Origin of the sequence: Janthinobacterium sp. NKUCC08_JDC (assembly GCF_019345575.1) — a bacterium.
Taxonomy (GTDB): domain Bacteria; phylum Pseudomonadota; class Gammaproteobacteria; order Burkholderiales; family Burkholderiaceae_D; genus Janthinobacterium; species Janthinobacterium aestuarii.
Map to the genome: position 1 here is coordinate 283,321 of NZ_JAHKQW010000002.1, position 13,804 is coordinate 297,124.

The 13,804-nt window shown below is 65.4% G+C and carries 11 protein-coding genes; 1 reads left to right on the plus strand and 10 read right to left on the minus strand.

The window, feature by feature from the left end; translation table 11 throughout:
- Positions 1-23: 23 nt before the first annotated feature.
- Genes KO538_RS07320 through KO538_RS07335 form a run of 4 tightly spaced genes read right to left on the minus strand, consistent with a single transcriptional unit; the run spans position 24 to position 2,543 of the window.
- Complete coding sequence (locus KO538_RS07320) at positions 24-989, minus strand: aspartate carbamoyltransferase catalytic subunit (protein ID WP_034746695.1); 966 nt, start codon at positions 987-989, stop codon at positions 24-26.
- Positions 982-1,506 carry a bifunctional pyr operon transcriptional regulator/uracil phosphoribosyltransferase PyrR gene (pyrR, locus tag KO538_RS07325; protein WP_034746692.1) on the minus strand — a complete coding sequence of 175 codons (525 nt, stop codon included), beginning with the start codon at positions 1,504-1,506 and terminating at the stop codon, positions 982-984. Before pyrR ends, KO538_RS07320 begins: the two co-directional genes overlap by 8 nt.
- Positions 1,507-1,545: 39 nt before the next feature.
- Positions 1,546-1,944 (minus strand): Holliday junction resolvase RuvX, encoded by a 399-nt coding sequence (gene ruvX / locus KO538_RS07330; protein ID WP_257620213.1) that lies wholly within the window; start codon positions 1,942-1,944, stop codon positions 1,546-1,548.
- Positions 1,941-2,543 (minus strand): YqgE/AlgH family protein, encoded by a 603-nt coding sequence (locus KO538_RS07335; RefSeq protein WP_034746689.1) that lies wholly within the window; start codon positions 2,541-2,543, stop codon positions 1,941-1,943. The genes ruvX and KO538_RS07335 overlap by 4 nt, the downstream gene beginning before the upstream one ends.
- Positions 2,544-2,929: 386 nt before the next feature.
- On the opposite strand from KO538_RS07335, the gene KO538_RS07340 reads away from it, so the two are divergent.
- Positions 2,930-4,393 (plus strand): deoxyribodipyrimidine photo-lyase, encoded by a 1,464-nt coding sequence (locus tag KO538_RS07340; RefSeq protein ID WP_219327908.1) that lies wholly within the window; start codon positions 2,930-2,932, stop codon positions 4,391-4,393.
- Between the two features lie 139 nt (positions 4,394-4,532).
- Here KO538_RS07340 and KO538_RS07345 read toward each other — a convergent pair whose 3' ends face one another.
- The 6 genes from KO538_RS07345 to KO538_RS07370 form a co-directional block, all read right to left on the minus strand.
- The gene (locus KO538_RS07345; RefSeq protein ID WP_219327909.1) at positions 4,533-9,809 is read right to left on the minus strand and encodes an Hpt domain-containing protein; all 5,277 of its coding nucleotides are present in this window, start codon (positions 9,807-9,809) and stop codon (positions 4,533-4,535) included.
- Between the two features lie 41 nt (positions 9,810-9,850).
- Entirely contained in the window at positions 9,851-12,088 is a 2,238-nt protein-coding gene (locus tag KO538_RS07350) for a methyl-accepting chemotaxis protein (protein WP_219327910.1), read from the minus strand.
- The gene (locus KO538_RS07355; protein WP_257620214.1) at positions 12,088-12,669 is read right to left on the minus strand and encodes a chemotaxis protein CheW; all 582 of its coding nucleotides are present in this window, start codon (positions 12,667-12,669) and stop codon (positions 12,088-12,090) included. Before KO538_RS07355 ends, KO538_RS07350 begins: the two co-directional genes overlap by 1 nt.
- Positions 12,670-12,731: 62 nt before the next feature.
- The gene (locus KO538_RS07360; RefSeq protein WP_034746677.1) at positions 12,732-13,097 is read right to left on the minus strand and encodes a response regulator transcription factor; all 366 of its coding nucleotides are present in this window, start codon (positions 13,095-13,097) and stop codon (positions 12,732-12,734) included.
- Between the two features lie 34 nt (positions 13,098-13,131).
- Positions 13,132-13,554, minus strand: a complete 423-nt coding sequence (locus tag KO538_RS07365; RefSeq protein ID WP_307788870.1) for a response regulator — start codon at positions 13,552-13,554, stop codon at positions 13,132-13,134.
- A gap of 84 nt (positions 13,555-13,638) precedes the next feature.
- Positions 13,639-13,791, minus strand: a complete 153-nt coding sequence (locus KO538_RS07370; protein ID WP_010401308.1) for a rubredoxin — start codon at positions 13,789-13,791, stop codon at positions 13,639-13,641.
- Positions 13,792-13,804 lie beyond the last annotated feature (13 nt).

A 13,804-nucleotide genomic window follows, 5' to 3' on the forward strand; every position in this document is an offset into this window, starting at 1 on the left:
CTCGCTTACTCGTCCTTGGGCTATCAGCCCTGATTACCAGCCAAAATACTCATCACCGCCATGCGCACGGCGATACCGAACGTCACCTGCGGCAAGATCACCGCCTGCGGACCGTCGGCCACGGCCGAATCGATTTCCACGCCGCGGTTCATCGGGCCCGGATGCATGACGATGGCGTCCGGTTTCGCCAGCGCCAGGCGCTCGGGCGTCAAGCCGTAGCTCTTGAAATATTCCTGCGCCGACGGCAGCAGCGCGCCGCTCATGCGTTCATTTTGCAGGCGCAGCATGATGATCACATCGACGCCTTTCAAGCCTTCATCCATGTTGGTGAAGGTGCGTACGCCCATCTGTTCCAGGCCGCCCGGCAGCAAGGTGTGCGGGCCGATGGCGCGCACTTCCGGCACGCCCAGAGTGGTCAGCGCGTGGATGTCGGAACGGGCCACGCGGCTGTGCAAAATGTCGCCCACGATGGCCACCGTCAGGTTGGTGAAATCCTTCTTGTAGTGGCGGATCGTGTACATGTCGAGCAAGCCCTGGGTCGGGTGCGCATGGCGTCCGTCGCCCGCGTTGACGACGTGGACGTGCGGCTGCTTGGTGTCGATCAGGTGCTTGGCGATCAGGTAGGGCGCGCCCGACTGCGCGTGGCGCACGACGAACATGTCGGCATGCATGGCCGACAGGTTGTCGATGGTGTCGAGCAGCGACTCGCCCTTGCTGGCCGACGAGGCCTGGATGTTCAGGTTGATGACGTCGGCCGACAGGCGCTTCGAGGCGATCTCGAAGGTGGTGCGGGTGCGCGTGGAGTTTTCAAAGAACAGGTTGAAAACGCTTTTGCCGCGCATCAGCGGCACCTTTTTCACGTCGCGGTCGGAAATGCCGACGAACGAGGAAGCCGTGTCGAGAATGTGGTTGACGATAGACTTCGGCAAGCCTTCAATCGTCAGCAGATGTTGCAGTTCGCCGTGTTTATTCAGTTGCGGATTAAGCATGGTGGGTATCTATGGTGAGCGTGAATTTTCCATCGTCGGCTTGCTTCAGGACCAGGGCCTGGCCCGGCGGCACGGCAGTGAAGGCGGCCACGAAATCGGCGGCCACCGGCAACTGGCGTTCGCCGCGGTCGACCAGGGCGGCCAGCATGATCTTGGCCGGGCGGCCATAGTCGAACAATTCATTGATGGCCGCGCGCGTCGTGCGGCCCGTGTACAGCACGTCGTCGACCAGCAGGATGGTGGCGCCGGCCACGTCAAAGCTGATCTGCGTCGGCTTGACGTCCGCATGCAGGCCCTTCTGGGCGAAGTCGTCGCGGTAGAACGAGACGTCGAGCACGCCCAGGCGGTCGAGCAGATTCAGGTCGCGCGCCAGGCGTTCGGCCAGCCAGGCGCCGCCCGAATGGATGCCGACGATGGCCACGTTGGGGATGCCCGCCAGGCCGCTTTGCACTTGCTGCAGCAAGACCCCGTACAGGGCCTCGGCGTCGAGTTGGGATGGATTCGTAGGATGCGGCATAGAGTTCTTAATCATTCAGGGAGGGAGTCTAGGGTCAGATTAATAATTCGCGTCGAAATACTGTTGCAGGATGATGGCGGCGGCGCGGTCGTCGATGACTTCGCCGCGCTTGGCGGCGATGACGGCCGAGGAATAGCGCTCGTCGACCAGCTCCACGGGCAGGTTGAAGCGGCCATGCATCTGGTTGGCGAAACGGCGGCAGCGCGCGCTCATCTCGTGTTCCGTGCCATCGGGATGGCTGGGCAAGCCCACCACGATGCGGCTGGCGCCCCACTCCTTGATCAGGCTATCGATGGCGGCAAACTTCGGCTCGTTCGCCGTGGCCGTGATCACGCTGAGCGGTTTGGCCTGGCAAATCATGGTATTGCCGATGGCCACGCCGATGCGTTTCAAGCCGAAATCGAAGGCGAGGATGGTGTCGATGGCGTCACCGCTCATGCGTGTCCGGCTTCCGATGCCAGCATGAGAGGATCGATACCGAGCAGCTTGATGGCCGCCACGTAGCGCTGCTCGATGGGGAAATCGAACAGGATGTCGGCAGAGGCGCCCACCGTCAGCCAGCCGTTGCGGCCGATCTCGTCTTCCAGCTGGCCCGGGCTCCAGCCCGAGTAGCCGATCGAGACGAGCATGCGCTCGGGACCATCGCCCTTGGCGACGGCTTCGAGCACGTCGATCGAGGTGGTAAACGCCACCTCATCGGTCACCGTCAGCGACGAGGAATAGCGCGCGCCCGGCGTATGCAGCACGAAGCCGCGGTCGTCCTGCACGGGGCCGCCGAACATGATCGGTTCATTGATGATGGGTGTGTCGCTGCCGGCCGCCAGTTTCAGATCGATGCGGTCGAACAGCACTTCCATGGTCATGTCGGTGGGCTTGTTGATGACGACGCCGAGCACGCCGTTTTCATTGTGTTCACACACGTACACGACCGTGCCGCCGAAGATCGGATCTTGCATGGCCGGCATCGCAATGAGGAAATGGTTGGCCAGATTCAAGGTGGAGGAACCGGTCGCGGCCGGTTCTCCCACACCCTGCATCAGACGATGTCCTGGTAGAGTCTGGTCGATTTTACTCTTTTTCATACGCGATGCTCTCTCTGTGGGCTTGCTGGCAAGTCTCGCTTACCCCGCTATCGTACGCCTGGCGCAAGCTGCCGCGAATCTTGGGCGGCGCGCACCGTGGTGCCAGGCGTTATTCTTGTTATCTTATAAATTAATAATCAATTCGCTTTGCCTGCCGGCGCATTTCAATGCCAATTGTAAAATTGATTGCAAAATCGCTGTCGCACATAAAGTACCGCGAACATACCCGGTAGTTTACACTGAATTGCCGCCGCAGCGACGCCAAAGGCGCGACGCGAGCGGCCATAAAGCCCTGTTGGCGGCAAAAAATCGCCTATCTTTGACCCTGAACACGCGAAATAATGACAATCAAGACTTCCCTGGTGTGGTTCCGGCGCGATCTGCGCGCGTTTGACCATGCTGCACTGCATCACGCCCTGCGCCAGAGTCAGGCCGTGCATTGCGTCTTCGTCTACGACACCGCCATCCTGGCGGCGCTGCCGCGCCGAGACCGGCGGGTCGACTTCATCCATGCCAGCGTGGCCGAGCTGGCCGCCGAGCTGCGCCAGCTCGGCGGCGACCTGATCGTGCTGCATGCGGACGCGGCCGAAGCCATCCCGCGCCTGGCCGCCGAATTGAACGCCGACGCCGTCTTTGCCAACCACGACTACGAGCCGCAAGCGATCGCCCGCGACGCCACCGTGGCCGCCGCGCTCACGCATGACGCACGCCTGTGGTTCAGCTTCAAGGACCAGGTGATCTTTGAAAAGGACGAGGTGCTGACCTTGTCGGCCAAGCCGTACACCGTCTACACGCCGTACAAGAATGCCTGGCTGAAGAAAATGCGCGCGGAACCCGCCTGCCTGGCGCCGTTCGATATCGAGCCGCATGCGGCCAGCCTGGCGCCGCCGCGCGCCGGCACGCCCGCGCCCCTGCCCACCTTGGACGAACTAGGTTTCGAGGCCAGCAACCTGGCCGAACTGGCCATCCCCACCGGCATGTCGGGCGCCAGCCAACTGTTCGAGGATTTCCTGCCGCGCGTGGACCGCTATGACGTGGCGCGCGATTTTCCCGCCCTGAAGGGACCGTCGTATTTGTCCATGCATCTGCGCTTCGGCACCGTCTCGCTGCGCTACCTGGTCCGCACCATCGTCGACCTGATGGACCGGGGCGGTGGCGGCGATGGCGCGCCCGTGTGGCTGGCAGAACTGATCTGGCGCGATTTCTACGCCATGATTTTGTACCAGAATCCGCACGTGGAAGGCGGTGCCTTCAAACCGGCCTACGATGCCATCGCCTGGGAAACGGGGCCTGACGCCGTTGCCGCGTTTGCCGCCTGGTGCGAAGGGCGCACCGGCTATCCGCTGGTGGACGCGGCCATGGCGCAGCTGAACCAGACGGGCTATATGCACAACCGCCTGCGCATGGTCACGGCCTGTTTTTTGATCAAGGACCTGGGTATCGACTGGCGCCGCGGCGAAGCGTATTTCGCGCTGCACCTGAACGACTTCGACCTGGCCTCGAACAACGGCGGCTGGCAATGGGCTTCGTCGTCGGGCTGCGACGCGCAGCCCTACTTCCGCATCTTCAACCCCATTACACAGTCGGAAAAATTCGATGCCAGCGGGCGCTTCATCCGCCGCTACCTGCCGCAGTTGAAGGCGCTGGGCGACAAGGAAATCCACGCGCCCTGGCTGGTGCCGCGCATGCTGCTCGATCAAAAAAACATCGTGCTGGGACGCGATTATCCGGAACCGCTGGTGCAGCACGACGAGGCGCGCAAGGAGACCCTGGAGCGTTATGCCGTGGTGAAGGTGGTGGCGTAATCGGGCCCGTGGTGACGTCGGGTTACGCGCTTTGCGCTAACCCGACCTACCCGACATACACCGTCGGTCAACAGACGTAGGTCGGATTAGCGGGGCAAAGCCGCGCGTAATCCGACAACATTGTTGGCATTGGCGCCGGTTACGCCACGCCGTTGCCCAATAACCGCCCCACCTCCGCCAGCAATTCCGCCTCCTGGAACGGCTTGCCGAAATACGCATTCACGCCCAGCTCGAACGCGTGCGCGCGGTGCTTGTCGGCGCTGCGCGAGGTGATCATGATGACGGGGATGGCGCGCGTCTTGTCGTCGCTGCGCACATTGCGCGTCAAATCAAAACCATCCATGCGCGGCATTTCCACGTCGACCAGCAGCAGGGCCGGCATGGCGGCCGGTTCCAGCGCATGCAGCTGTTCCAGCGCATCGAGGCCATCCTTGGCCAGCAGCACCTGGTAGCCTTCGCGCTCGAACAGGCGCTGCATCACGCGGCGCACCGTCAGCGAATCGTCGACCACCATCACGCGCACGGCTGGCGTGGCCAGCGCGCTGGAAGCGGCATGCTGCTCGCTGCTGGCCAGCGCATACTGCGACAGCAGTTCCGGATGATGTTCCAAGTGCTGCGCCAGCGCCACAGGGTTCAGGATCAGCACGATATCGCCCGTGCCCAGCACCGTGGCGCCGGCGATGCCCGGCATGCGCGCCAGTTGCGGGCCCACGTGCTTGACCACGACTTCGCGGTTGCCCACCACGTCATCGACCTGCAGCGCCAGCCTGTCATTGCCATTTCGCAGCAGGAGCACGGGCGCATAACGCTGCGTGGCCTGCGCCGCCGGCGTCTCGCCCAGCATGGCCGACAGGTGGTGCAGCGCCAGCGACTGTCCGTGCGACTCGATGCGTCCGGCCGCCCGCACCTGCTCCAGCTGTTCGCCTTTCAGGTGCAGCACCTGCTCCACCAGCACCGATGGCAAGGCATACGTCCTGCCGTTCGCCGCCAGCAGCACCACTTGCGTGACGGCCAGGGTCAGCGGCAGGTGAATGGTGAAGCGCATGCCCAGGCCAGCCTGCGTCAGCGTTTCCACGCGCCCGCCCAGGGCCAGCGCTTCGGAGCGCACGATGTCCATGCCAAAACCGCGACCGGCCAGTTCCGTCAGGCTGTCGGCGGTGGAAAAACCGGGCGTGAAAATCAGTTCGGCCGCCTGCGCGTCGGTCAATGGCGCATCCGTCGCCACCAGGCCGGCGCCGTGCGCCTTGGCGCGGATGCGTTCCAGGTCCAGGCCCGCGCCATCGTCGGAAAAGGCGATCGCCACTTCATTGCCCTGCTGGCTGACCTGCACCAGCAGCTCGCCCGTCTCGCTCTTGCCTGCGGCCAGGCGCGCGTCGCGCGGCTCGACGCCATGCACGATGGCGTTGCGCAGCAAATGCTCGAAGGGCGCGGCCATGCGTTCGAGCACGCTGCGGTCGATTTCCACGCCACCGCCGCGGATGTCGAGGTTGACGCGCTTGTCGACTTCCTTGGCGCTTTGCCGCGCCACGCGGAACAGCCGTTCGGCGATGCTGGCAAACGGCACCATCCGTATCTGCATCAGGTCGCGCTGCAGCTCGCGCGTCAGGCGTGCCTGCAGCACCAGGTCGTCCGTCACCGCATCGACGCTGTGACTGAGGTTTTCATGGAACGACGCCACGTCGTTGACGCTTTCGGCCATCATGCGCGTAAGTTCCTGCAGGCGCGTAAAGCGGTCGAATTCGAGCGGGTCGAATTCGCGCTCGCTGCCGACGGCCATGCGCGAGGCGATCTGCGATTCGGCCTGCATTTCCACTTCGCGCAGCTGGCGCCGCAAGCGCGTCAGGTTGTCGGAAAACTCGGACAGCGAAGCGCCGAGCACGCCCACTTCATTTTCCATTTTGGAACGCGTGATCGACACTTCGCCAGCCTGGTTGACCAGGCGGTCGAGGATATCGGCGCGCACGCGCACCAGCGCCGCCTTCGGTTCGGCGGGCGGCGTGTCTTCCATGCCCGGCAAGGGCAGCAACGGTTGCTGCAGCTGCTCGAACAAGTGCAGCGCATGGTCGTAATGGGCCAGCAATTCCTCGAAGGCCTGCGGCGTGGCGGTGCCCGCGTGCAGCATGTTTTCGATGTGCGTCTCGATTTCATGCGCATGCTGGCCCAGGCGCATGGCGCCGGCCATGCGCGCGCTGCCCTTGACCGTATGCAGGGTACGCAACAGCATCTGCGCCTGGCCGCTGTCGTGCGGCTGCTGCTGCCAGCTGCGCAGCGCCTCGCCGATCTGCGGCAGCAGGTCGGCGCCCTCTTCCAGGAAGACGGACAAGAGATCGAGGTCGAGTTCATCGCTGATGCCGGCGCTGGCCGCCAGCAGCGCGGCCGCATCGGCCGGCATGATGGCGGGCGCCGGCGCTTCCGGCGCCGCGTATTCCAACGGCGGTGCGTGTTCGAAACCGGCGTCGAACAGGTCGTCGCTGGCGCCAGTGTCCTGCGCCGGCGCGTCGATAACCTCCGGCTGCAGCGCATCGGCGACGATGCTTGCATACGTCGCTTCGAACAGCGTCTCGAGCTGCGGCACCGGGACTTCAGCGACCGGCTCGACAGGCCGCGCCGGCGCGCCGACGATGCTGGCGTAAGCTTCCGCAAACAGGGCGTCGAGCCGCTCTTCCTTGCTCTCGCCGGGAGGCGCCGTCAAGGCGCGCCACAAGGTGTTGAGCGCTTCGATCATGTCCGGCTGCGTTGGCGCCAGGTCGCCCAGCGCGAATGCCTGCAGCATTTGCCCGATGCGCTGCGTGGCCTGTTCCAGCACGTCGTGCTGTTCGGCGCGCAAGCCGGCCAGCGGCGGCACTACCGTTTCGATGACCGTTTCCAGCGCGTGCACCAGGTCGCGCAGTGACTGGAAGCCGACCGTGCCGGACGTCCCCGCCAGGGTATGCACGGCTTGCAGCGCCTCAGCGCTGACGGCGCGCTGTTCATGGCGCCATTCGCCGAAGTCGCGCGTGAGCACGCGCAATAATTCATCCGTCTCGGCCAGGTAGATGTTGTACAAGGGAAGACTGATGCGCAGTTCGCCCACGTGCTTGAGGTGATCGTCCGGCGCTTCGTGGAGCGTGGGCGCCGTGGCCAGGGGCAGTCCGATCACATTGCCATTGCTGGCCACGGGCGCGGCCGATGCCGGGCGAGGCTTGCGCAGTTCGAACGGTCCGCCTTCGCGCACGCGCTCGGCCGCCATCAGCAGCATGCCGGCCTCGCGCTCGCGCCCCGCGCCGCCTTCCAGTTCGGCCACCCATTCGCTGAGCTGGTACCAGCCGTAATTGAGCAAGGTAAACAAGTCGTCGCTGACGGGGCGCGCCTCGGCCAGCCAGGTATTCATGACGCGTTCGATGGCGCCGGCCGCTTCGGCAAACTGCGCCAGGCCGATCATGCGGCTGCTGCCTTTCAGGGTATGGAACGAGCGGCGCAGCATGGCCAGGTGGTCGCCGCTGGCGGCCTGCTCGCGCGGCAAAGCCAAGGTGGTGTCGATGAAGGCCAGCACTTCGCGCGCTTCGGCGATGAAGATGTCGAGCATCTCCGCGTCGACATCGGTCACCGCCGGCACAGCATCCATGCCGGCGGGCGCAGCGGGCGCCAGTGCCTGGTCGAGTAAGGGCACGGGGCCGGCGGCGGCGACTTTTTCAAATGGCAAGGCGCGGAAGGTGCCGGCGGCCGCATCGAAATGGAAACGCCCGCTGGCCGCCTGCGCGTTGCGGCCCAGCATATCGGCAAAAAATCCCAGCGCGCTGACATTTTGCGCGATCTCGTCGAGCGCCTCGGCGCGCGCCTCCGCATTGGCATCCGCCTTGGCGTCGGCACCGGCCAGCTGCCGCACGGCCGCATCGACCTGCAGCACGGCGGCGCGCGCATCTTCCTGTTCCAGCCCGGCCAGCTGCTGCTGCAACTGCTCCAGCACGGGCGCGACGCCATCGAGCGCGCCCGCCGTCCCCGCACCCACCGCATCCGCGTAATACGCGTTGAGCACCTTTTCCACCTGGCGCAAGCCCGTCTTCATTTCCTCGGCGAGCGCGGCCACCGTCTGGCCCTGTTCGATCTGGCGCGACAGCTCGCCCGCCGTGACGGGCGGCGGCGCTTCTCCAGCCAGCAGCGCCTGCAGGCGCGCGGCGATGGTTTCCGCGTTGCCCGCGAAATCGTCGGGCAAGCGGCGCAGCTGCTCCAGGCCCGTGTCGGCAAACAGCAGCGCCATGCCGATTTCATTTTCCAGGGCCGCGCTGCGCCCGCTGGCAACGGCTTGCCGCGCCACGGCCGCGCATTCGCGCAGAAGGCGAGCCAGAGCCGGCTGCTTCAAGGTCTCCACATGCGCCGCCACCTGTTGCAGCGCCTCGTCGAAATCCGTGCCCAGGGCTGGATCGAGGTCGGCTTGCGCCAGGCGGCTCCAGCTGGCGCGCGCCTGCGCCAGGGCCGCGCGGGCACCTTGCAAGGCGTCCTGGTCGACCTGGCCGTAGCGCCGCGCTTCCACGTCGGCCGGCAGCATGCCTTCCAGGGCGAAAGCGTCGCGCAACTGGCGTGCCTCCGGCGTCGGCTCGCGTGCGGCGGCGATGAAGAACAGGGCGTCGCGCAGCATCGCTTCGGGCAGGCTGGCCGTTCCCTGCGCCAGGCGGCGCAATTGCAGGTTGATCAGGCCGAACAGCTGCTTGACGTTGAGCGTGCCCATGCCCTCGCCGCTGGCCGCCAGTCCCGCAAACGCCTGCATGGCGAACCAGAAGGTGCGCGCGGGCGCGTCCTGCTGCGCGTCGGCCACCAGGGTCAAGGTGGCGTGCAAGTCGCCAACATGCTGGCGCCGCGCCGCGTCATCCTGCGCCTTCAGGAAGGGCAGTAAAGACTTTTCAAAGCGCCCGCGCCAGGCCGGGTACTCGGGCACCGGGGGCGATTCCGCCAGCGCGATGGCGTGCCCTTCCAGCGTCGACGCTGGCGGGAAAAACAGGTCGGCCGGGTGGATGCGCTCGGCGCCCAGCATGGTTTGCAGGTCGCGGTAATAGGGGAACAAACGCGCCGGCTGCGGCGGCGTGCCGGCCACCAGGTCTTCCAAGTATTCGCTCAAGGCTTGATACAGTTCGGCGACGACTTGCGCATGGTCCAGCGTGTATTCGAGGCTCCCGTCGCGAAAGCGCGCCAGTGCCTGTTCCGCAGCGTCCGTCAGCAGGCTGGCGCCGGCCACGTCCACCATCACCAGCGCGCCATGCGCCTGGTGCAAGTGCGAGCGCGCATGCTGCAGCGCCGTGGCGCGTTCTTCGCGCTCGCGGCCACCCGCTTCGAACAGGGCTGTTTTCGAGCGGCCCAGCGCTTCGCGGATTTCCACCATCACCCACGACAAAGGCTCGCTGTCGAACGGCTTGGACTGCTGTGGACTATCTGGTGTGCTCATGCATGCCTCGGTAAAGAATTCGCCCTGGACTGGCGCGGCGTTCAGGCGGCGACGCGGAAGCGCGACACCGAGTTTTTCAGTTCCTGCGCCAGCATCGACAACTTGTGGATCGACTGCGCCGTTTGCTGCGTGCCGTCCTGGGTCTGCTCCGTCACGCTCAGGATATGCTGGATATTCAAGGCCACGCCGCTGGCCGAACCGGCCTGCGTGCCGGTGGCGAACGAAATGCCCTGGATCAGTTCGGCCAGGTGTTTCGACACCTGGCTGATGTCGTTCAAGGCCGCGCCGGCCGCGTCGGACAGGCGCGCGCCCTCGACCACGCCTTGCGTGGACGTTTCCATCGCCCGCGTCGCATCCTGCGTATCGGCCTGGATGGTGCGCACCAGCGCACCGATCTGCTTGGCGGCGGCGGCCGAGCGTTCGGCCAGGCGCTGCACTTCCTCGGCCACGACGGAAAAGCCGCGCCCCGCCTCGCCGGCCGATGCGGCCTGGATGGCGGCGTTCAGCGCCAGCACGTTGGTCTGCTCGGTGATGTCGGAAATGAGCTCGGTGATTTCGCCGATTTCCTGCGACGATTCGCCCAGGCGTTTGATGCGCTTGGACGTATCCTGGATCTGCTCGCGGATTTCATGCATGCCCTTGATGGCGTTTTCCACGGCCGTCGAACCCTGCTGCGCCGCCGCCACCGATTGGCGCGCCACGTCGGCCGAGACGCTGGCCGACTTCGACACGTCGGTAATCGCATTGGCCATCTTGACGACGGTGGCGCTGACGCCCTGGATTTCGCGCGACTGCTGCTGCGACGCGATCAGCAGCTTGCTCGAGATGCTTTGCGCCTGCGTCGAGGCGCGGTTGACCTGTTCGGCTGTCGCCGTGACCCGCCCCACCAGGCCGCGCAATTCCTCGACCGTGTAGTTGACGGAATCGGCGATGGCGCCCGTGATGTCTTCCGACACGGTGGCCTGCACCGTCAGGTCGCCGTCGGCGACCTTCTGCAATTCGTTCATCAGGCGCAGGATGGCCGCCTGGTTCTGCTCATTCCTGGCCTTCGCCACTTCCTCTTTCTCCTGCGACTGCAGGCGCCGGATTTCCGCTTCCTGGCGCCGCCGCTCGGCGTCGCGCGTGCGGTTGACGGAGTCCTGCAGCAGCACCCTGCCGATGCCGGCCGCCGCGATCAGGGTCAGCAACACGCCGCCGACCATCATCCAGAAGGCGATGCCCAGGGTTTCCTGGTTCGCGTGGTACATCTGCTGCAGCAGAGTCAAGCGCTGGCGCAGGTCTTCGTTCTCGTTGAAGATCAGCTGTTCGGCGCTTTTCGCCGAACTGAATTTATCCAGGCGGTCGAGTATCGAGGAGACCAGCTTCTGGTACGTGTCGAAACTGGCTTTCAGCGCCACCATCCGGTCGCGCAGTTCGGCGTCGCGCGTGGGCGCCAGCTGCAGCGACACGCTGCCATTGAGCAGGCCTTCGACGGCGGTGCGGAAATACGTCGTGTCGCGCCCCAGCGAAAACGCCGTTTCCGAGCTGATGCTGCCCGACGAGAGGAACTCGCTGGCGCTGCGGCTCATGCGCTGGCTCAGCATCATCAGGCGGCCGATGACGGCCAGGTCGCGCGCATTGCCGCCGCGCTGCACCTTCAGGGCCGCGATTTCCTCGGTCTGCGCCAGCAGCGCCGGCGACAGCGCGTTCAATTGCTGCAAGGTCTTGTCGAATTCGCCCAGCTCCGGCTTCAGGCGCAAGATGGTGCTGGCCGCGCGGTCGCTGCTGGCCCATTTTTTACGCGCGTCGCCCACCGCCGCCAGCAGGGCGGCACGCGACTCGCCGATATCGCGGCCGTGATACGTTCCGCCGCGCAGCATCAGGCGGAAATCCTGGTTCAGTTCATTGCGGCTTTCCTCGAGCTGGCGGAACGCTTCCGGATTGCCCTGCACGGCGTTCGGCGCGGCCTTGCCGATGCGCTGCGAATGCATCAGCGCATCGCTGGCCAGCTGCGTCTGCGCCGAGGCGATATTGCCGCTGCGCGTGTTCAGCCCCACGAACAGCAGGCTGGCGGCCAGGCTCAGGGCCATCACCGTCGACAGGATGCTCAATTGTTTTTGCAGCGGAAAATGGCCGATCAGCGGCAGCCGCAAGTCGCTGACCGGCGCGCTGGCCAGCGACTTGCGCCGTCCCAGCGCATCGCGCAGGCGCAGCGGCAGGTCGGCCGCCGATGCCGGCTCGCCGGGCGCGTGCTCCGCTTCGGGCATGCCAGCGGCCAGGATGGGAGAATTGGCGCCCATCAGCCAACATCCTTGTGGACGGCAAGGCCGCCAAAGCCGGCATCGAGGAAGCGTTCCGATTGCGCCAGCTGCGCCAGGTCCAGGCGCAGCCACTGCTGCCCCTCGCTGTCGCGCAGCGCCTGCGCCGCCCACGATGGGAGCACACTCTGCGCCGCATCCTGAACGGGCACCGATTGCATCGCGCGCAGCTGGCGCAAGCCCAGTACGCGCTCGACCAGCAGTGCGCAATTGAGGCCCAGACGCGGAGAAAACGTGATGATGCGGCAGTGATTGCCGGGCGTGCAAGCCGGTTCGCCCATGTAGCGGGCCAGGTCGACGACCCCCGTCAGGCGTCCGCGCATGGCCGCCAGGCCCAGGTACCAGTCCTGCGCCAGCGGCACGCCCTGGATCTGCACACCGGCGGCAATGACGATTTCACCGAGCTGCGTCAGGTCGAGCAGGCATGGCCGGCCACCGAGCATCACGCCCAGTTCCTTGCGCGCCGCCAGCGCACCGCTGCGCGCGGCCTGTATCCGCTCGATCAATTGCAGCTGATACTGGCGCAAGCGCCCCTGCCGCGCGCCCGTCTCGAAAGATGGCATGGCGGCAGCGGCAGGCGGAAAGGCCGCTGTAGGCACGCCGTGACCTGGCATCGTGTGCATGCTCAGGAAAGCGCGGCGATCTTGGCCAGCAGCTCGGCTTCCACCACCGGCTTGACCAGGTAATCGCGCGCGCCCTGGCGCAAGCCCCAGATGCGATCCGTTTCCTGGCTCTTGCTCGAGCAGATAATCACCGGCACGTCCTGCAGTTCCGGATCGCGGGCGATGGCGCGCGTGATCTGGAAGCCATTCGCACCGGGCATCACCACGTCCATCAGGATCAGGTCGGGCCTGGCCTGCTTCAGCTGCGCCAGCGCGTCGGCGCCGTCCTGCGCCGTGAGGACGGCATAACCGGCACGCACCAGCATCTCGCTCAGGTAGTAGCGTTCTGTCGGCGAGTCATCGACGATCAGAATTGTGTGTATGGCCATCTGCTTCCTTGCTGCGTTGTCAATCAATAAATCACTACTCAAAATGCCCGGCCAGGTGCAGCCGCACGGCCTCCAGCAGCGCCTCGCGCGCCAGCGGCTTGACCAGGCAGGCGCTGGCGCCTGCCATGGCGCCGCGCGCGCGGTCGAACAAACCTTCCTTCGACGACAGCATCAGCACCGGCGTGGCGTGATACGCGGCGCTGGCCTTGATCAGCGCGCAGGTGCGGTAGCCGTCCAGGCGCGGCATCACGATGTCGCACACGATCAGCGCCGGCTGGCAGTCGGCGATCTTGGCCAGGGCCTCGAAGCCGTTTTCCGCCACCACCACGCGATAGCCGGCCTCGCCGAGTATCTTCGCGGCCGCGCTGCGTATCGTCGCGCTGTCGTCGATGACGAGTATCGTGACGCTCACGCACATGGCATCGGATGGCGTCTCGGGCAAAAAAGGACGCGTCATGTGATTATTCGACAATTTTTCATACCATAGCACAGGCAGCCGCGATACCTGTGTGCGGCAGCGGCATCCCGTGGGCCTGATTGATTACAGCGCGACCATCTCGAAATCGTCCTTGCGCGCGCCGCATTCAGGGCAGGTCCAGTTCATCGGAACATCGGCCCAACGCGTGCCGGGAGCGATGTCTTCGTCGGGCAAGCCGGCCGCTTCATCATAAACCCAGCCGCAAATAAGACACATCCACGTTTGGAAT